This is a genomic window from Nicoliella sp. ESL1106 (genome assembly GCF_058509965.1).
The window spans coordinates 986227-1005592 of record NZ_CP196340.1; the positions used below are offsets into that span (position 1 = coordinate 986227).

Annotated in this window: 18 protein-coding genes and 1 other annotated feature; of the genes, 17 read left to right on the plus strand and 1 reads right to left on the minus strand. The window is 41.8% G+C overall.

All coding sequences use genetic code 11. The annotated features are described in order from the left end of the window. Window positions 1-2 precede the first annotated feature (2 nt). Together hslU and ACSVI6_RS04320 are read left to right on the plus strand one after the other, a co-directional pair. Window positions 3-1421 carry an ATP-dependent protease ATPase subunit HslU gene (gene hslU, locus ACSVI6_RS04315; protein ID WP_491720519.1) on the plus strand — a complete coding sequence of 473 codons (1419 nt, stop codon included), beginning with the start codon at window positions 3-5 and terminating at the stop codon, window positions 1419-1421. Between the two features lie 75 nt (window positions 1422-1496). Next, window positions 1497-2378 (plus strand): aldose 1-epimerase family protein, encoded by an 882-nt coding sequence (locus ACSVI6_RS04320; RefSeq protein WP_491720520.1) that lies wholly within the window; start codon window positions 1497-1499, stop codon window positions 2376-2378. 45 nt (window positions 2379-2423) lie between these two features. Here ACSVI6_RS04320 and plsY read toward each other — a convergent pair whose 3' ends face one another. After that, on the minus strand, window positions 2424-3044 hold the full coding sequence (gene plsY / locus ACSVI6_RS04325) for a glycerol-3-phosphate 1-O-acyltransferase PlsY (RefSeq protein WP_491716249.1): 621 nt from the start codon (window positions 3042-3044) through the stop codon (window positions 2424-2426). Between the two features lie 189 nt (window positions 3045-3233). Here plsY and parE point away from each other — a divergent pair, with 189 nt between their 5' ends. From parE to ACSVI6_RS04400, 15 genes are all read left to right on the plus strand, one after another. Next, window positions 3234-5189, plus strand: a complete 1956-nt coding sequence (gene parE / locus ACSVI6_RS04330; RefSeq protein ID WP_491720521.1) for a DNA topoisomerase IV subunit B — start codon at window positions 3234-3236, stop codon at window positions 5187-5189. Between the two features lie 68 nt (window positions 5190-5257). Continuing rightward, window positions 5258-7654: a DNA topoisomerase IV subunit A gene (parC, locus tag ACSVI6_RS04335; RefSeq protein WP_491720948.1), complete on the plus strand. Its 2397-nt coding sequence runs from the start codon at window positions 5258-5260 to the stop codon at window positions 7652-7654. Window positions 7655-7725: 71 nt separating this feature from the next. Further along, window positions 7726-8655 carry a manganese-dependent inorganic pyrophosphatase gene (locus ACSVI6_RS04340; RefSeq protein ID WP_491720522.1) on the plus strand — a complete coding sequence of 310 codons (930 nt, stop codon included), beginning with the start codon at window positions 7726-7728 and terminating at the stop codon, window positions 8653-8655. Between the two features lie 183 nt (window positions 8656-8838). Beyond that, window positions 8839-9264: a peptide-methionine (R)-S-oxide reductase MsrB gene (gene msrB / locus ACSVI6_RS04345; protein ID WP_491716252.1), complete on the plus strand. Its 426-nt coding sequence runs from the start codon at window positions 8839-8841 to the stop codon at window positions 9262-9264. 45 nt (window positions 9265-9309) lie between these two features. Further along, window positions 9310-9828, plus strand: coding sequence for a peptide-methionine (S)-S-oxide reductase MsrA (gene msrA / locus ACSVI6_RS04350; RefSeq protein WP_491720523.1), 519 nt, complete (start codon window positions 9310-9312; stop codon window positions 9826-9828). 332 nt (window positions 9829-10160) lie between these two features. Beyond that, the gene (locus ACSVI6_RS04355) at window positions 10161-10754 is read left to right on the plus strand and encodes a hypothetical protein (RefSeq protein ID WP_491720524.1); all 594 of its coding nucleotides are present in this window, start codon (window positions 10161-10163) and stop codon (window positions 10752-10754) included. An 8-nt stretch (window positions 10755-10762) separates the two neighbouring features. After that, window positions 10763-11764, plus strand: coding sequence for a DUF3324 domain-containing protein (locus ACSVI6_RS04360; protein ID WP_491720525.1), 1002 nt, complete (start codon window positions 10763-10765; stop codon window positions 11762-11764). A gap of 317 nt (window positions 11765-12081) precedes the next feature. Continuing rightward, entirely contained in the window at window positions 12082-12687 is a 606-nt protein-coding gene (locus ACSVI6_RS04365; RefSeq protein ID WP_491720526.1) for a tyrosine-type recombinase/integrase, read from the plus strand. Between the two features lie 131 nt (window positions 12688-12818). Then, entirely contained in the window at window positions 12819-13004 is a 186-nt protein-coding gene (locus ACSVI6_RS04370; RefSeq protein ID WP_491720527.1) for a hypothetical protein, read from the plus strand. Window positions 13005-13037: 33 nt separating this feature from the next. Further along, on the plus strand, window positions 13038-14435 hold the full coding sequence (locus ACSVI6_RS04375; protein ID WP_491720528.1) for a hypothetical protein: 1398 nt from the start codon (window positions 13038-13040) through the stop codon (window positions 14433-14435). 68 nt (window positions 14436-14503) lie between these two features. Then, window positions 14504-14729 (plus strand) — a binding site (T-box leader). A gap of 46 nt (window positions 14730-14775) precedes the next feature. Next, complete coding sequence (locus tag ACSVI6_RS04380) at window positions 14776-15546, plus strand: acetoin reductase (protein ID WP_491720529.1); 771 nt, start codon at window positions 14776-14778, stop codon at window positions 15544-15546. A 308-nt stretch (window positions 15547-15854) separates the two neighbouring features. Further along, entirely contained in the window at window positions 15855-16580 is a 726-nt protein-coding gene (pxpB, locus tag ACSVI6_RS04385; RefSeq protein WP_491716260.1) for a 5-oxoprolinase subunit PxpB, read from the plus strand. Continuing rightward, entirely contained in the window at window positions 16573-17586 is a 1014-nt protein-coding gene (locus ACSVI6_RS04390) for a 5-oxoprolinase subunit C family protein (protein ID WP_491716261.1), read from the plus strand. Before pxpB ends, ACSVI6_RS04390 begins: the two co-directional genes overlap by 8 nt. 11 nt (window positions 17587-17597) lie before the next feature. Next, on the plus strand, window positions 17598-18023 hold the full coding sequence (locus ACSVI6_RS04395; protein ID WP_491716262.1) for an acetyl-CoA carboxylase biotin carboxyl carrier protein: 426 nt from the start codon (window positions 17598-17600) through the stop codon (window positions 18021-18023). Continuing rightward, window positions 17998-19365, plus strand: coding sequence for an acetyl-CoA carboxylase biotin carboxylase subunit (locus ACSVI6_RS04400; RefSeq protein WP_491716263.1), 1368 nt, complete (start codon window positions 17998-18000; stop codon window positions 19363-19365). Before ACSVI6_RS04395 ends, ACSVI6_RS04400 begins: the two co-directional genes overlap by 26 nt. Window position 19366 lies beyond the last annotated feature (1 nt).

A 19366-nucleotide genomic window follows, 5' to 3' on the forward strand; every position in this document is an offset into this window, starting at 1 on the left:
AGATGAAAGCAATTGATAAAACCCCAAAACAAATCGTAAAAGAATTAAATGAATATATCATTGGTCAAGATGACGCTAAGAAAGCAGTTGCCGTTGCATTAAGGAACCGTTACCGACGGATGCACCTATCAAAGGCAATGCAAGAAGATATTACACCCAAAAACATTTTAATGATTGGACCTACTGGAGTCGGTAAAACTGAAATTGCTAGACGATTAGCTAAAATCGTTAATGCTCCATTCGTTAAGGTCGAAGCAACTAAATTCACTGAAGTGGGTTATGTTGGTGGTGATGTAGAATCGATGGTACGAGATTTAGTTGAAAATGCTGTTAAACAGGTTAAAGACGAACGGTTTAGCAAGGTTGCTGGTCAAGCTGAACAAAGAGCCAACGAACGGATTGCTGAATTGATGGTTCCAGATGATAACCAAAAAGCAAATCAAAATGCAGATATGAAAAACATGATGGACATGTTGAACCAATTACAAAAGGGTAAAATGCCTACCAACATGGAACAACCTGAACGAAAGCCAGTTAGTGAAGAAGTAAAACAAAAGCGTGCTCAAATTTTAAGGGAACTTGAATTAGGCCAACTTGAAGACCGCATGGTTGAAATTGATATGGACGACCCTAAACAATCAATTTCTAAGCAAAATAACATGCTTGGTCAAATGGGAATCGATTTAAATGACACCCTTGGGAGTATGCTACCAAAACAAAAAATCAAAGCCCATTTGAAGGTTTCAGAAGCACGTGAAGTATTAATCAGAGAGGAATCAGAAAAATTAGTTAATGATGCTGACCTCTACCATGAAGCCATTAACCGAGTGCAAAACACAGGGATTATCTTTATTGATGAAATTGATAAAATTGTCGGTGGCCAATCCCAAAATAAGGGTGAAGTTTCAAGAGAAGGGGTACAAAGAGATATTCTCCCCATCGTTGAAGGATCTAACATTAACACCAAATATGGGCTAGTTGATACTAGTCACATCCTATTTATTGCTTCTGGGGCTTTTGCTGAAAGTAAACCCAGTGATTTAATCGCTGAATTACAAGGGCGTTTCCCAATTCGAGTGGAATTAGATTCACTTAGTAAGGAAGATTTTGTCAATATCTTAACTAAGCCTAATAATGCGCTAATTAAGCAATACATTGCATTGATTGGAACTGATAATATTAAAGTTACTTTTACTATTGAATCTATTCAAAAAATTGCCGAAATTGCGTATAATGTTAATCGTGATGTTCAAAACATTGGAGCTAGAAGGCTTCACACGATTTTAGAAAAACTATTAGAAGACCTCTTGTTCGAGGGCCCAGACATGGAAATGGGTGATATTACGATTACTGAGCAATATGTTGAAAATAAAGTTGGTCATTTGGCTAAGGACCAAAATCTATCTCAATTTATTCTTTAATTATGTAATTAAGTGATTTAAGCTAATTTTTTTGCTAGAATTGATTTATAACTAATTATAGATGAGGATGATAGCATGATATTCACTTTATCAGATGATAACTTAACAATTAAAGTTAATTCAAAGGGTGCTGAATTAAATAGTATCAAGGGTGATAACGGAATTGAATATCTTTGGCAGGCTGATCCTAATTTTTGGGGACGGCATGCCCCTGTATTATTTCCAATCGTTGGTCGGCTCAAAAACGATCAATATGAATATGAAGGTAAAAAATATTCATTAGGGCAACACGGCTTTGCTCGTGATATGGAATTTGAATTGAGTGACAGAACGAATGATTCGATCACAATGGTCTTAAAATCAAATGCGGAGACTAAAAAGAGATATCCATTTGATTTTATGCTATTCGTTAAATATACATTAGATAAAACAACGGTAAAGGTTGATCTAACCGTTATGAATCCAGCTGATCGGGCGATGTACTTTTCAATTGGGGCCCATCCAGCATTTAACGTTCCATTAATTCCTGATCATCAATTCAATGATTATCAAATCAAAGTTACCCCAAGTGAAAGCTATCCTCAAATTCCACTAGTAAAATCATTGAGTTCTGCAAAGGATAGTACTGAATTGAACTTAAAACAACCAATCAACATTAATCGAGAATTATTTAAAAATGATGCTGTAATCTTAGATCTAAACAGCCGTTCGGTCGATGTTATGATACAAAACGCTCTTAATCAAGAAGAGCATCGGGTCTCATTGCAGGTCAAAGATGCGAAGTACATGGGATTATGGTCTCAATATCCTAAGGATGCTCAATTCGTCTGTATTGAACCATGGTGGGGGATTGCTGACGATGTCGAATCTGATGGATTATTGATTCATAAAAAGGGAATCAATCGTCTTGATGCGGGTGGTCGTTTTGATGCTCAATTCAACATTACGGTGTACTAGAAATTAAAAAAGGCGCTCACCGATTCGGTAAGCGTCTTTAATTATTTAATGGTTACTGTGTTTATATTTGATCCCAAAATGAACTAACCTTTCATTCCCGTTGATGATTCTTTGAATATTTTTACGATGACGATAAAAGACAAAGATAGTTAGGATAATCGCAATCGTTGCCAATAATGAATCGTGGATCAAAATGGCCACAATCGAGACAAAAATAAATGTGCAAAGACTAGCAAGACTCATCATGCTACTCAAGTATAAAACCGTAATTAATACTAACGTTGCTAAAACGAATAAAATTGGATTATAGGTTAGTAGCATCCCCGCACTAGTTGCAACGGCCTTCCCCCCCTTAAATCGATCGAAAATCGAAAAGGTATGCCCTAAGATAGCGAACAATCCAAAAATTAATTCAGTTAAGTGCATCGAACCTAAATTAATGTTAAAAATTAATGGTAATGCTGCTGATAAGGACCCCTTAGCAATATCCATAATTAAAACGACTGACCCAGCAATTGGTCCCAACACTCGTAAGGTGTTAGTAGTCCCAATATTCCCGGAACCGTGTTGTCGAATGTCAACGTTAAAAAAAGTTTTTCCAATCCAAATCCCGCTCGGAATGGAACCTAATAAGTATGCTATGATTAATAATACCGCGACTTTCAAAATGAACCTCCCAATAAATTGGTTAATCGTAATGATGCAAATTAACCATCCCGTTCACTTACAAATTATTCATACTAAAACATTATACCATATAACGTTAGGGCGTTCGTTTTAATAAATTTGCAAAGTTGTTCAAATAAGTTATTATTATATAGACTGTATTCTGAAAGATAAAGGAGTTTTCTCATAATGGCTAAATCAAAACAAGAATATGATGATTCCTCCATTCAGGTCTTAGAGGGCTTAGAGGCTGTCCGTAAAAGACCAGGAATGTATATTGGATCCACTAACGGCAGTGGACTCCATCACTTGGTTTATGAAATCGTTGATAATGCCGTTGATGAGGCATTAGCTGGTTATGGCGATGAAATTAACGTGACGATCCATAAGGACAATCGCTTGACCGTCGTGGATCATGGGCGTGGAATGCCAGTTGGGATGCACTCTTCTGGTAAACCGACTCCTGAAGTGATCCTCACCGTGTTACATGCAGGTGGTAAATTTTCCGAAAATGGTGGCTATAAAACATCTGGAGGGCTCCATGGGGTCGGGTCCAGTGTTGTCAATGCTCTATCGACAGAACTAATGGTCACGATCGTCCGAGACGGGCATAAGTATCAAGAAAGATTTGAAAATGGTGGGCATCCGATCGGGACGCTAGAAGATTTGGGCAAGACCAATGAACACAGCGGAACGAAGGTAACTTTTAAGCCCGACCCTGCAATTTTTACCACGACGGTATTCAATTATGATATCTTAAAAGAACGCCTGCGTGAATCTGCCTTTTTATTACGGGGCATCAAGATCACGTTGACCGATGAACGAAGCGATCCACAAAAACACGATGAATTCCACTTTGAAAAGGGCATCGAAGAATTCGTTGAATACCTCAATGAGGGTAAGCATACCTTGGGACCAGTGATGGATTTCGATGGGACTAAGGACGGTATTGAGGTAGAAGTGGCAGCTCAATATAACGATGGGTACACCGAAAATACACTCTCCTTCGTTAATAATGTGCGGACTAAGGATGGGGGGACCCACGAATCTGGATTTAGGAGTGCTTGGACGAAGGCATTCAATGAATATGCCAAGAAGGTAGGATTATTAAAGGGCAATAAAAAATTAGATGGCTCTGATGTTCGAGAAGGGCTCTCAGCAGTCATTTCACTAAAGATCCCAGAAGAACTATTACAATTCGAAGGGCAGACAAAGGGGAAGCTAGGGACTCCAGAAGCGCGTTCGATCGTTGATAGCATCATTAGCGAAAAGTTAGTTTACTTTTTGATGGAAAATGGTGATTTTGCCCAACAACTAGTACAAAAAGCATTACGCGCCCAACAAGCACGCGACGCTGCTAGAAAGGCCCGCGATGAAAGTCGTGGTGGCAATAAAAAACGTAAAAAAGAACGGTTACTATCCGGTAAACTGACCCCCGCTCAATCTAAGGATGCCTCTAAGAATGAATTGTTCCTAGTCGAAGGGGATTCAGCTGGTGGTTCTGCTAAACAGGGCCGTGATCGTAAGCATCAAGCAATCCTGCCACTACGGGGGAAAGTCTTGAACACCGAACGGGCTAAGTTACCTGATATTATGAAGAACGAAGAAATCAGCACCATGATCTATACCGTGGGCGCTGGTGTGGGTTCTGATTTCAATATTAAAGATGCGAACTACGACAAGATCATCATCATGACCGATGCCGATGATGATGGGGCCCATATTCAAATCCTACTTTTGACCTTCTTTTACAAGTACATGCGGCCAATGATCGAAGCTGGACGTGTCTACATTGCCTTACCACCACTTTATAAGGTGCAAAAAAAGGTCGGCAAAAAGGAAAAAACCGCTTACGCTTGGACCAATGATGAAATGGAAAAATTGACCAAGGAATTCAAGAAACCATATACCCTGCAACGTTTCAAGGGACTCGGTGAAATGAACGCTGACCAGTTATGGGAAACGACCATGGACCCAAGTTCTCGGACGTTAATTCAGGTCCATATCGATGATGCTAAATTAGCAGATCGCAGAGTTACGACCTTAATGGGTGATAAAGTTGCGCCTAGACGGGATTGGATCGAAAATAACGTTCAATTCAACCTAGAAGAAGAAGGCAGTATATTAGACAATACTGCTAAATAGTTAATCAAGGGAGGCCCAATTAATTGAAGAACGGACAAACAATTGAACGGCTAACGCTTGAAGACATCATGAGTGAACGATTCAGTCGTTATTCAAAGTCGATCATTCAAGAAAGAGCGTTGCCCGACGTGCGGGATGGCTTAAAGCCAGTTCAAAGAAGAATCCTCTATGCCATGAACAAAGATGGAAATACCTATAATAAGGGGTTCAGAAAGGCCGCTAAGTCGGTTGGGAACGTAATGGGTAACTTTCATCCCCACGGAGATAGTTCAATCTACGAAGCATTAGTAAGAATGAGTCAAGACTGGAAGCTACGTGAACCATTGATCGAAATGCATGGTAACAATGGATCCATGGATGGGGATCCACCTGCTGCGATGCGGTACACGGAAGCAAGGCTCAGCAAGATCGCAGGTGAAATGCTCAGAGATATTGATAAAAATACTGTTGATTGGGTATTGAATTTTGATGATACCGAATACGAACCAGTCGTCCTCCCAGCGCGTTTTCCGAACTTATTAGTCAACGGCGCGACTGGAATTTCCGCTGGTTATGCGACGGACATCCCCCCACACAACTTAGGGGAAGTGATCGATGCCGTGATCGCATTGCAAAAAAATCCCGATGCAACGTTAGCCGATCTAATGAAATACATCAAGGGCCCCGATTTCCCAACGGGTGGCATCATCCAGGGAATCGATGAGATCAAAAAAGCCTATGAAACTGGCAAGGGGCGCATTGCCGTTCGTTCTAAGACGGCGATCGAATCCCTTCGTGGTAACAAGCAATTGATTCGGGTCACTGAGATTCCATACGAAGTCAATAAACTGCAGTTAGTAAAGCAGATGGATGAGATCAGAATCGCCAAAAAGATCGATGGTATCGCTGAAGTGCGGGATGAAAGTGATCGCAACGGCCTTTCGATCGCCATTGAATTGAAACGCGATGTTGATTCTAAGGGGATCTTGAACTATCTTTTCAAGAATACGGATTTACAGATCTCATATAACTTCAACATGGTCGCCATCGATAACATGCGTCCAGAACGGTTATCGCTTAAGCGTGCCTTGAGTTCATACCTTAATTTTCAAAGACTCGTGGTGAAAAAGCGGACCCAATTCGATTTAGATAAGGCTTTAGATCGTCAAGAAATCGTGCAAGGGTTGATCAAGGCGTTATCAATTCTGGATGAAGTGATCAAAACGATCCGCGGAAGTAAGGATAAGGCTTCTGCACGCGAGAACTTAATTCATGAATATGACTTCACCAAGGCCCAAGCTGAATCGATCGTTAATTTACAGCTATACAGATTAACGAATACTGACGTTACGCAATTAAACCAAGAAGCAGCCGCTCTTGCTGAACAGATCGATAAATTCAAGGCGATCTTAGCTGACCCTAAAAAGTTAGACACGGTGCTTAGAAACGAGTTGCGTGCGATCAAGAAGGCGTATGCTTCAAGCCGCCTCAGTGAAGTGGAAGCTGAGATCGAAAACCTTAAGATCAGCACGAAGGTAACGGTCCCTGATGAAGATGTCATGGTATTAGTTAGTGACGATGGTTATTTGAAACGTAGTAGTATTCGATCCTATCGGGCCTCTGAGGTCAACGAAAATGGTTTGAAATCAGATGATCATCCCATCTTCATGCAACAATTGAACACCCGTGATCACTTGATGATGTTTACTAATAAGGGTCATTTGATCTACCGCCCCGTATTTGAAATTTCAGAGACGCGTTGGAAGGACACGGGTGAACACATCTCACAGACGATTGGGCTTGCCGATGATGAAAAGATCATCAAGACGTTTGCCTTTAAGGATCTCAAACAAGTCGGTCACTTTATGATTGCCACTAGCGATGGATATATCAAGTTAACCGAATTTAACAAGTTGTTACCAGGGCGGACCTATAAGAGTCATGCCAGTGTGTATGAGAAGTTAAAGGATTCTGCGGCGCAAGTCTTAACGATCGAATATCTGACTGGCGATCTGAACGACCACCAAGTAGTAGTTGCTAGTCAAAATGGGATGGCAACACGTTATGAACTAAGTGAAGTGTCATTTAGTGGTGCTAAAAGTACTGGGGTGCGCTCGATCGATCTAAAAGACGATGACCAAGTCGCTGGTTGTCAATTAGCGACTGAGGATTCCATAATGGCGATCGTAACTCAACGGGGGGCTTATAAAAACCTACCTGTCAATCAAATCCCATTAGCTGGAAGAGGACGGCGCGGGGTGATCATCTTAAAGGCCCTCAAGTCCCAACCACATGCAATCGCTGCTTTTGTGACGGTCGCACCGATCGATTTAGAACAACCATTGCATGTCTATACCGACAGAAGACGGATGCATGATGTGATTCCGATCGATCACCCAATGAATGAACGATATTCGAACGGTTCGTTCGTAATCGACGTTAAATCAGAAGGCGAACCGATTTCAATTCAAAAAGCTTTAAATTAATTTCCAAAAAGTGCTAAAATATAATGGAAGCGTCATTATATTAACTATCTAATAGAATTGGGGCAATAATAATGAGTAAAGAATTAGTTTTTGGACACCAAAATCCAGATACCGATGCAGTTAACGCAGCCAAGGCATTCGCATACCTACAAAATAAGTTAGGTCACGATGTTGAAGCCGTTGCATTGGGCGAAGTCAATGATGAAACGAAGTTCGTCTTAGATTACTTTGACGAACCAGCACCACGGGTAATCACGGCTGCTAAGCCAGAAGTCGATTCCGTAATGTTAGTGGACCATAACGAATTCCAACAAAGTGTCAGTGACATTAAGGATGTTACCATCACCCACGTCGTTGATCACCACAAGGTGGGTAACTTTGAAACTGAAAAGCCACTTTACATGCGTGAAGAACCACTAGGTTGTACTAGTACGATCGTCTACAAGCTCTTCAAGGAAAACAACGTTGAAGTGCCTGCAAAAATCTCTGGTCTAATGCTATCAGCAATCATTTCAGATACTCTATTATTACAATCACCTACTACCACTGATCAAGACCGAGCTGCAGTGGAAGCATTGGCTAAGATTGCCGATGTTGATTACAAGGATTACGGGATCAAGATGTTAAAGGCGGGAACGAACGTTGATGCTAGTTCCGCTGATGAATTAGTCGACCAAGACGCCAAGTCATTCACCATGGGTGGTAATAACGTGCGGATCGATCAAATTAACGTCGTTGACCTCCAAGATATCCTAAAGCGGACTGACGAAATTAAGGCCGCCATGGAAAAGGCAAGTCAAGCCAATGGTTTTGACCTCTACTTGGTATTAGTTACCAACGTCTTAGACAGTAACTCTGCATTGATCGTTACCGGTGACCCTAAGGATGCGGTTGAAAAAGCCTTCAATGGTAAATTGAACGATGCTGGTGTAATGAACTTGCCAGGTGTTGTTTCACGGAAGAAACAAGTGGTTCCTCCATTAACCGAAGCATTCGAATAATCTTTGAACTAAATAACAATTCAGTTGACCAGTTTTAACCATCTCATGGTGGTGAAAGCTGGTCAATTTGTATCTAGCAGTTATTACTTTAAAATTGTAAGCATATCATTTGCAATTAATCTCGAATTATTTAAACTATTAATATGTAGTGTAAGATATATTTTTTTACGGGGGGATTTTTAAATGACTGAATACGATAAAAGTAAATTAACTAGAGAACAATACGATGTTACCCAAAACGCGGGAACTGAAGCTCCATTCAGCGGTAAGTACGATAACTTCTATGAAGACGGCCTCTACGTTGACGTGGTTAGTGGACAACCATTGTTCACTTCTAAGGATAAGTATGACTCTGGTTGTGGGTGGCCTGCATTTACGAAGCCCGTTAATGACCAAAATATTAAATCAAATCTAGATACGTCCTATGGGATGGTGAGAAACGAAGTCCGTAGTAAGGATGCAAACTCCCACTTAGGGCACGTTTTTCCAGATGGACCTAAAGACCGTGGTGGCCTCAGATACTGTATCAATTCCGCCGCACTGAAGTTCATCCCCGTTGATAAATTAAAAGAAGAAGGGTATGGAGAATACCTCAAAGATTTTAAATAATGCTTTGCAAATGCGAATAAATCTAAAATGAAAAGAGTGATTTGAATGGAAACTGCAATTTTTGCTGGGGGCTGCTTTTGGTGTATGGTAAAGCCCTTTGATACGATTCCTGGAATTGAAAAGGTGGTCTCAGGTTATACTGGTGGCCACGTTGCCAACCCAACGTACGAACAAGTATGTAGCCATACGACTGGTCATACCGAGGCTGTCAAGATCACCTTCGATCCAAAGAAGATCTCATATGCTAAGTTAGTGGAGATCTATTGGCACCAAACTGATCCAACCGATGCCTCTGGACAATTCCAAGACCGCGGTGATAGTTACCGCCCAGTGATCTTTGTGAACAGTCCTGAACAAAGAAAGATCGCTGAAAAGTCCAAGGAAGATTTACAAAACAGTGGGATGTTCGATAAACCGATCGTCACTCAAATTGAAGATGCCAAACCATTTTATCCTGCTGAAGATTATCACCAAGACTTCTACAAGAAGGATCCCCTCCGTTACGTTATGGAAGAAAGCGGTGGCCGTGAAGCCTTCAAGAAGCAACACTGGAATGAAAAATAGTTAAAACTTTGAAAAAAATACCATTGAATCAAACAATTCAATGGTATTTTTTATTTATAAATAATTATTCATTAAAATGAATTCTTTTTCAAATAGCTACCACTTAAGTGACATAATCAACTTTTTCAACCCGTAAAAATGCAAATAAGTTTCAATAACCATACATCCCCACCACCATGATGATCAAGGGCGTTAATATTTTTATATCCAACTTAATTAGATAGTGCTATAATATTTTATGTAACAAACGTAACTTTATGCACGAATGTATTATATACAATATATGCATAAATGTCCCTGAAGTTACACACTATCAAAAGGAAGTGTCGATTATGTTCAAAAAAACAAGCAAAAATTTATTATTATCTTCGACCTTGGGATTCCTAGCAATTGCTGGAACGACTGGTTTATTAGCCCACGCTGATTCAGCAGCGACTCAACAGTCTGCAAACGTTGCAGTTACGCCAGGCAGTCTCGCAGCTTCAGCATCTAACATTACTTTTACAAGCGTTGCCGTATCTGACATCGCTAACAGTAGTACGGCTGCTAAGGCCTCCGCTGCATCCCTTGCGACCGATGATAATCGTGGGTTAGGGGCAATCGGGTGGAACGTTACCGTTGCCGTAAGTTCATTAACTGATGGTACTAATAAGAATTCCTTGAACGGGAACATTAACTTTGCACCTACCGCTGCCGATAATGGCGCTACCGTTAATCAAAACGCGACTGCTAAAATCGGTGATAATTCTACCGTTCAAGTCGTTCAAGGAACAAACGAAGGCCATACGATCACGAACTTGAATCCTGTTTTGAACTTGAATCAAAACGCAAGCGTTGTTGCAACATCATATTCTGCTTCCATTAACTGGACCATTAACGGAAGCACAGCTAATTCGGCTGCGACTAGTGCATCCAACAATGACTAGGGTCAATAATGAAGATCAAGCTTAAGCGCATCTGTTTATTAGTTAGTATTTGTTTTACAACGACTTTATTGGGGTTTGGCCAAACGGGGCATGCGGATGATGGCAATGCTAAGTTTAGCTATTCGGTAGCAATCGATGATGCTAAGAATACATCTGCCATTCAACAAAAGGTCAAACCAGGCGAGGGGTTGAACGTTAAATTAATCTTTGCCAACAACAGTGGTCAATCGCAAAAATTAAAGCTGAATTTCAATACCGCTGTTACTGGTGATAATGGTGTGATCCAATATAACTTTAACAATTTGAAAGACCGTTATTTTGGGAACGTCGATTTTAATCATTTGATCACAGGCCCCAAAGAAATCGAATTAGTTCCGCACCAAAAGGTGATCAAACAATACACGCTTACCGTACCTAAAAAGAAATTCGATGGGGTGATCGCTGGTGGATTTTACATTACCCAAAAAAGTAGCGGGCATCAAAGTCAGCAATCAGGGGTCAACTTTAAAAACACGCTCTCATATGCCATCCCGATCGTGTTGCATGAAAATGACCGCATCATTAATACTAAACTCGGGTTACACAGCGTATCAACAAAGATTGATTATGATTATCCAACTGTTATCGCTAAGCTCGATAATTTAACACCAACGATGTTCGGCCAAATGAACATCAAGGCTAAAATAGTTGATAATAATACTAATAAAGTTGTATTCAAACAGCAACAAACCAACATGAACATGGCACCACTAACGCGGATGAGCTATCCAATCGTTTTAAATCAAAAGTTGAACGCTGGAAAGTATAAATTGAAGTTAGCAATCACTTCTGGCAAAGCCCATTGGCACTTTCAAAACGATTTTGCGATTGATGCAAAGATAGCCTCAGCAACGCAAAAACAAGCCCATCCTAAATCGCATCCACCAATCTTAATTTATCTTTTATTCGGTGGGTTGGGAATGGTTGCATTAATGGTAGGGGTCTACTACCTTGGCAAGCACAGAGCCTAAATATTTGAAACCAATCATTGAGCATTGCAAAACTAATGTTCAATGGTTGGTTTTTATTATACAAGCAATTACGCTAGCGATATTAGATATGGTTTGATTTAAGACCAGTTCGACTAATTGGTCGACTGCAATGGCGAAACTGATCACTGAGCGCCTCTTGTTCATTTTTGCTTATCATATCTATATCACGGTTATTTACTAATAGTGATATTGAAACGTGATTATAAAAGCTTTTATAATCATATCTCAAAAACATATCACTGTTTTAATGAATTAATTAAAAATAATGATATAATAATCATCAGGTGGTGATTATAATGGCAGAAGAAAAAGTATATCCAATCAAGGATGATCAAACACTACGGGATGTAGAGGATACGTTATTGCATAACTTCGCTAAGAGCGGACCTAGGAACTATATGATCTTTCAACTCGGTAAAGCAACTTTACTCCGTTGTAGCGATGTAATGAAATTAAAGTATTCAGATGCATTCGATGTAGATGGCATCTTAAAGGATAGCAGTTACATCCATGACCAAAAAACTGGGAAGCAAAACCGTTTGTATCTAAAACCAGTTGCCAATGATTTATTACAATATCAACAATGGCGGCAAAAGCTGCTTAGAAACCGACATCAAAGTTCTGAATGGCTCTTTCCTTCGATCATGTATCCAAATCGGCATATTACCGTCAACCAATTTTATAAGATCATGCAACGAACGGGAGAATTATTAGATATTGATTATCTTGGTACCCATACCATGCGTAAAACGGGCGCATATCGACTCTATGAGCAGACTAACCATAATATTGCATTGGTGATGCAGTCATTGAACCATTCTAGTGAGGCGATGACATTACATTACCTCGGATTGGATGAGATCACAAAAAGAAGTATTTTTGATACGATCGATTTTGGTTAAATAAAAACACCTTAGAAACTCTGATTTCTAGGGTGTTTTTATTTTAAGCTTCATTTAAGTTTATTAGCCATTTCCTAAAAACATTGTACATTTCCTTACGTTGAATAAGGTTTGTTTGCGTTTGGTTAAAAGTGATTCCAAATGATGCCAGAATCAAATATACTAATGTCAATTCAAGAGGAAAGAAGGAATTCAACATTAAAAATAAACTATTGATCAGTATCCTCTCAATCGCTTTAGTGGTACCAATTGCTGCTAAGTGGGTCTATCAACCGCAACATCTGGTCACAATTAGAAATGAACGTGACGATAATTAATAGCAAAATATAAAAGCAAAGGAAGTCTTTATTATGAAAAGAAATCATAAGAACATTCTAGTTTCCATTTTATTAAGTGCTTCATTATTAGGATTTACCGCCACTCCAATCAACAAAATCCAAGATCCGTTGGTCCATGCCGCCATGGTCCAAAACAATAAACCAAGCGCCAAACCTGATTCTAAAAACTCATCCTCAAGTTCCAGTAGTGCTGATATCACGGGTAACAAGACCGTCACTAGTAATACGACGCAAAGCGATGCTGATTTCAGCACCGATCAGAAAAATAAATCCGCTGTGTTAGTCAAAAATGGTGGGAACTTGACACTCAACAATAGTGTGATCGCAAAGACAGGTGAAACGACTAGCGAGGACAACAGTAATTTTTTTGGCCAAAACGCCGGATTACTAGTTACTAGTAATGCGACGGCCACTGTCAATGGGCTAACCGAGACAACAGCTGCTAACGGTGCGAATGCGGTGTTCTCAACTGGATCGAATGCGACCATTAAGTTGAACAACGCCAAAATCAATACCACAAAGGATTCATCTAGGGGCTTAGATGCCACTCAAAAGGGGAGCATCGTTGCTACTAACACTAATATTTCAACCAAGGGAAGCCATTCTGCAACCCTAGCCACTGATCGTGGGGGCGGGAGCGTTTCATTGAACACTGGTAACCTCAAGACCGCTGGGGATGGTTCGCCAATTATTTACTCCACTGGTAAAATCAGCGTTAAGAACGTTCAAGGAAACGCAAGCGATGCAGAAGCTGCTGTGATCGAAGGCGATAACAATATCAACGCTGCTGATTCCCACTTGACGGCCAACAAGAACAATGGTGTCATGTTATACCAAAGTATGTCTGGTGATTCTAAAACAGGGACTGCCTCGTTCACAATGAAGGGTGGTTCACTGACATCTAAGGTCACTGACGGCTCAACGGGGACGACTAAGCATACGGGAGCATTGTTCTACGTCACCAACACGAATGCAAAGATCAATTTGAACAACGTTAAATTAACGAACGCATCTGATATATTGATTAGAGCCGCTAGTGATCGGTGGGGCAATAGCAATAGTAACGGCGGTAAACTAGCATTCACCGCTACCAAGCAGACCTTGAACGGAAACGTTGAAGTGGCTGCCAAAAGCTCAGTTGCATTGACCTTAAGGGATGGTTCTAGTTTATCTGGAAGTATTAATAATGCCGATAGTAGTGGCTTAGCAAAGCTAACGTTAAGTGCAGATAGTAGTTGGAACGTCACCAAAGACTCTTATTTAACGGCTTTAGTTGTCAGTAAAACTTCAATTAAGAACATCAAATCAAATGGGCATAACGTTTATTATGATAAAAGCAACAGTAGTAATGCCTGGCTTGATGGGCAAACTTATAAGCTAACTGGTGGCGGCAAACTAATGCCGAAATAATTAGTGCTAAGTTTAAACAGTTGCTTTACGTCATATTATGATTATAATGTAGTTAATAATTAATATTGTTCGAAATAAAGAAAAGATGAGTAAGTTAAGTTATGACCTATAGAGAGATGCGGATGGTGGAAAGCATTGGTCTTGCTTGATTGAAGATGGTCTTTGCATCCTTTAAGTTACTGAGTTGAATTATGAAGTAACTTCGGAGCCTTCCGTTAAGAAGTTAAAGCGTGGTAGTTTTATAAACTATCAAAATAAGGTGGTACCGCGGAAAAGAGTGCTTTCGTCCTTTTTATTAGGGATGTTAGCGCTCTTTTTTTAATTTAAAGGAGGAATTTAAATGGCAAAAGTTGCAGTTATTACTGGTGCAGGACAAGGAATTGGTGAAGGAATTGCTCACCAATTAGCAAAGGATGGGTTTGCAATCGCTGTTGCAGATATTAACGCACAATCCGCAGTGAAGGTCGCAAATGATCTAAAGAATGCAGGCTATTCAGCTCATGCTTATACGGTCGATGTTGCTGATCGCAAGGCGGTATTTCAATTAGCTGCGGATGCGGTCAATGATCTCGGTGAACTAGCCGTGTGGGTCAACAACGCTGGAATTGCGTTCATTGATTCAATCGTTGATTCAGACCCTGAGAAGTTCGAACGATTGATCGACGTGAACTTAAAGGGGACTTTTTGGGGCATTCAAGCCGCTGCCAAGCAATTCTTAAAGCAGGGCCATGGTGGACGAATCGTAAACGCCGCCTCGCTAGCCGGTGTGGAAGCTTCCGCATTGCAAAGTGCTTATTCCGCATCTAAGTTCGGAATCCGTGGTTTAACACAATCTGCCGCTAAGGAATTAGCAGCAGATGATATCACGGTGAACGCTTACAATCCAGGTGTGGTCAGGACCCCAATGCGGGATGCAATTGATAAGCGCACTTCTGAGATCAAGAATATTCCAATCGCCCAACAACGCGCCAACGTCTTAACCGAAATTGACCGCGGTCGTGAAGCATTACCAGCAGATGTTGCCAACGTCGTATCTTGGTTGGTATCGCCAAAGACAGAATACATTACCGGCCAATCGATCATGGTCGATGGTGGGATGCACTACCTCTAAAAAACAAAATATTGATTCCAAATCGACGGTTCGTTCAATCACGGATCGTCGATTTTTTAATCCAATTATCATAATCGATATAAATGGGACAAAAAATGACATATTTAAATATACATCTTGTAAGCCCTAAAGAGTTGTTTTAATGCATAAAAGACGCTGATAATACATAAAATGAATAATCAAACAATTAAAAGGAGATTAGAATTGACATTTTAATCTTATGATTAGTATAATTAATACTAATTTAATCATTTGTGCAGTTCAAAGATGATTCGATGTTATTCTTTTTCACATTGAGGAGGCTCTTGATGCAACCATTTAAAATTATTCCAGTTGGTGATCAAGCACTGTCGATCAATTTTCCAAATCAGATCGACGAATCGATCAACCAACAGATTCAGACCTTAGTTAAAGCAATCGAGCAATTGCAAATCAGTGCCATTCAATCATTAGTTCCGGCCTACCATACCTTAATGATCACATTTGATGCCCTTGAAATTAGCTATCAGCAGTTACAAGAACGCCTAACCCCACTATTGAATGATGATCGCTTGGCATCAAAGGGACCGCGTCGGATCTTACAGATTCCGGTTTGTTATGAAGCTCCTTATAATCCTGATTTACAAGCAGTGGCTGATTTTGCAGCTATGACTCCAGAAAACGTCATCAAGCTGCATACCGACCGACCGTACTTAATTTATTTTATGGGCTTTTTACCGGGGTTTGCTTACATGGCCAGCGTCGATAAAAAGATCGCGATGCCACGTTTAGCCACCCCGCGCGTTAAAATTCCAGCCGGAAGCGTTGGGATTGCTGGGATTCAGACTGGTTTTTATCCAGTCGATGCGCCCGGTGGTTGGCAGTTGATCGGCCGGACCCCGGTGAAGTTGTACGACCAACAGCACCCCGAATTATTTTTTCACGCTGGTGACTTCGTGCAATTCTTTGCCATTACCAGCCGTGAATATGAACAGATCAAAGCTGCAGATCAGCAGGGGACTTATACAGTAAAGGTGGTAATCGAGAATGAATAATTTAGTCGTTCTAGACGGTGGTTTGCAAACAACGGTGCAAGATCTGGGCCGTTTCAACCATCAAATCGATGGGTTCCCAACTTCGGGATGGTTAGATGCAGATGCAGCCAAGCTAGCCAATTTGTTAGTTGGTAATCAGCTAACGGCCGCCACATTGGAATTTTGTCTCCTCGGTGGCCGCTACTTATTTCAAGCCGCTACGTTCATCGCCTTTGCCGGGGGCCAGTTCCCGCTAACGTTGAACGATCAACCAATTAATAGCGACCAGGCGATCCAAGTCAAAAGCGGCGACGTCTTAACGGTGGGGGCGGTCCAACATGGCCGCTATGGATACCTAGCAGTTGCCGAGGGAGTCTTAGAGCCCCTGGTAATGGGGAGTCGCGCGACCACAACGAGAATCCGAATTGGCGGACACCTGGGGCGAAAATTGATGTCAGGTGATCGCATCCCCATTGGCACGACCCAACGCTTAACTAGCTTCGCATTCAGAAAAGTTCAAAAGCCACAATGGCCGTCCACTGATGAAGTTTTGACCATTCGGATCACTAAGGGTCCTCAATGGGCATTGTTCGACCCAAAGGATACGGAATTGTTCATCAACAATTCATATCAAGTTGGCCCAAATGCTGATCGGATGGGGTATCGACTGGCCGGGAATCCGATCGAAATGGGCGTTGCCAACATGCTATCAGAAGCGACGCCTTTAGGGGGGATTCAAATTAGTTCAGATGGAAAACCGATCGTTTTATTAGCGGATCGCCAAACGACCGGTGGATATCCAGTAATCGGGGTCATTATCTCAGCTGACCTGCATAAGTTCGTGCAAAGCCAGCCCAAGCAGTTGATCAAGTTTCAATTAGTATCACTAGCGGATGCTCGAGCTAAGCTTTTGGAACAACACGAAAGCAGCCAAAGGCTAGCTGAGCGGTTCGAACAACGCCGATTTAAGGCCCCGATTGGAATTAACCGAGGGGCTGCCCAACGCATTCAGACGTTATTTCAATAGGAGGAATTTAGATGGACTTAAAGGTCGTAAAGAAATTGATTCAATATTTAAAAAGCAATGGCTTAAGCGAAATCACTTACCGCAGTGGGAACGATGAAATCACGTTAAAACAGGAATTAAAAAATCCTGCCCAGCCGAATCCAGACTTAGTGAGTCAGACCCCGCCACCGGCTGCAAAATCAGCTAGTGCTGAAACGCAGGCAGACAACGTGATCAAAGCGCCACTGGTGGGCGTCTTCTATGCTGCTAAGTCCCCAGATGAAGCTCCATTCATAGCCGTCGGTGATCATATCAAGGCGGGGGATTCGATCGGGATTATCGAGGCGATGAAGGTAATGACACCAATTAAAGCCGATCGCTCAGGAGTCGTCACTAAGGTATTGGTGGCCGATGGAGAAGAGGTGGAATACGATGAACCACTTATTCAAGTCAAGTAAACCCGTTACCGAGTGGCCGTTTCATAAGTTATTGATCGCCAATCGGGGTGAAATTGCGGTCCGAATCATTCGGGCATGCCGTGCTTTGGGGATCAAAACGGTCGCAGTCTATTCAACTGCGGACAGTAAGGCGCTGCATGTAAAACTAGCCGATGAACGGGTTTGCATTGGCCCGCAAAGTGCTAAGCAGAGCTACTTGAACATGGCCAACTTAATTGCAGCTGCCAAAATAACCGAGGCGGATGCCATTCATCCAGGATATGGTTTTTTATCTGAAAATCCAGAATTTGCCCGCCGCGTTGTTGAAAGTGGCATCACCTACATCGGAGCGGATGCCAAAGTCATTTCCCTACTTGGCAATAAGGAAGCCGCCCGCAAGACGATGCATCAATATGGGATGCCAATCGTAAAGGGCAGCCCGAATGCGGTAACGAGTGTGGATGCTGCGGCTGCCCAAGCCAAATTAGTGGGCTATCCAGTCATGCTAAAAGCTAGTTCTGGTGGTGGCGGCAAGGGGATGCGCATTATTCCGACCGCCGCTGACTTTGCGGCTAACTTTAACATCGCTCAAGAAGAAGCGATCGAATCATTTAACGATGGGCATATGTACATTGAACAATACTTAAAACATCCCCGCCATGTTGAAGTGCAGATCATTGCCGATCAATTTGGGCACGTGGTTTCAATCGGCGAGCGCGACTGTACGATTCAATCCCACAATCAAAAGGTAATGGAAGAAGCGCCCGCCGTTGTCTTAAACCCAGCTGACCGTGAAAAGATGCTCTCGATCTGTGAGGCAGTGGTCGCCCCGCTGCATTACGTCGGGTTAGGCACGATCGAGTTCTTATACAACGGGCCAGGTCAATTCTACTTTATGGAGATGAACACGCGAATCCAAGTGGAACACCCGATCACCGAATTGACCAGTGGAATCGACTTGGTCCAAGCGCAGTTGATGGTATCCGCCGGTGCCGAGTTAGCAGAGCAACGGCATGTTGAAAAGGGCTTTGCCCTGGAATGTCGGGTTACGGCCCGCTCTGCTGGGCAGATCACTGGCTTACACCTGCCAGGTGGCTATGGGGTGCGGGTTGATAGTGCACTGTATCAAGGATATAAGGTCCCGCCATATTACGATGCAATGATCGCCAAGATAATCGTCTATGGCAATCAGCGTTCCCAAGTCATAAAACAGATGCGGGCGGTCATTGATGAGACCGTGGTGGCTGGGATTGATACTAACTTGAATCTATTAGCGCAGATCTTAGCCGATGCAGACTTTGAAAATCTCAATACGGATGTGAATTGGCTAGATAACAAAATTACACTCGCTAATCAGGAGTAGG

Excerpts from the sequence above, each read along its gene's own strand:
- ACSVI6_RS04320 (WP_491720520.1), top strand. The coding sequence starts at position 1,497 with ATGATATTCACTTTATCAGATGATAACTTAACAATTAAAGTTAATTCA.
- ACSVI6_RS04340 (WP_491720522.1), top strand. The coding sequence starts at position 7,726 with ATGAGTAAAGAATTAGTTTTTGGACACCAAAATCCAGATACCGATGCA.
- ACSVI6_RS04390 (WP_491716261.1), top strand. The coding sequence starts at position 16,573 with ATGAATAATTTAGTCGTTCTAGACGGTGGTTTGCAAACAACGGTGCAA.
- ACSVI6_RS04355 (WP_491720524.1), top strand. The coding sequence starts at position 10,161 with ATGTTCAAAAAAACAAGCAAAAATTTATTATTATCTTCGACCTTGGGA.
- ACSVI6_RS04360 (WP_491720525.1), top strand. The coding sequence starts at position 10,763 with ATGAAGATCAAGCTTAAGCGCATCTGTTTATTAGTTAGTATTTGTTTT.
- ACSVI6_RS04365 (WP_491720526.1), top strand. The coding sequence starts at position 12,082 with ATGGCAGAAGAAAAAGTATATCCAATCAAGGATGATCAAACACTACGG.
- msrB (WP_491716252.1), top strand. The coding sequence starts at position 8,839 with ATGACTGAATACGATAAAAGTAAATTAACTAGAGAACAATACGATGTT.
- ACSVI6_RS04400 (WP_491716263.1), top strand. The coding sequence starts at position 17,998 with ATGAACCACTTATTCAAGTCAAGTAAACCCGTTACCGAGTGGCCGTTT.
- hslU (WP_491720519.1), top strand. The coding sequence starts at position 3 with ATGAAAGCAATTGATAAAACCCCAAAACAAATCGTAAAAGAATTAAAT.
- ACSVI6_RS04395 (WP_491716262.1), top strand. The coding sequence starts at position 17,598 with ATGGACTTAAAGGTCGTAAAGAAATTGATTCAATATTTAAAAAGCAAT.
- ACSVI6_RS04375 (WP_491720528.1), top strand. The coding sequence starts at position 13,038 with ATGAAAAGAAATCATAAGAACATTCTAGTTTCCATTTTATTAAGTGCT.
- ACSVI6_RS04380 (WP_491720529.1), top strand. The coding sequence starts at position 14,776 with ATGGCAAAAGTTGCAGTTATTACTGGTGCAGGACAAGGAATTGGTGAA.
- parC (WP_491720948.1), top strand. The coding sequence starts at position 5,258 with ATGAGTGAACGATTCAGTCGTTATTCAAAGTCGATCATTCAAGAAAGA.
- msrA (WP_491720523.1), top strand. The coding sequence starts at position 9,310 with ATGGAAACTGCAATTTTTGCTGGGGGCTGCTTTTGGTGTATGGTAAAG.
- pxpB (WP_491716260.1), top strand. The coding sequence starts at position 15,855 with ATGCAACCATTTAAAATTATTCCAGTTGGTGATCAAGCACTGTCGATC.
- parE (WP_491720521.1), top strand. The coding sequence starts at position 3,234 with ATGGCTAAATCAAAACAAGAATATGATGATTCCTCCATTCAGGTCTTA.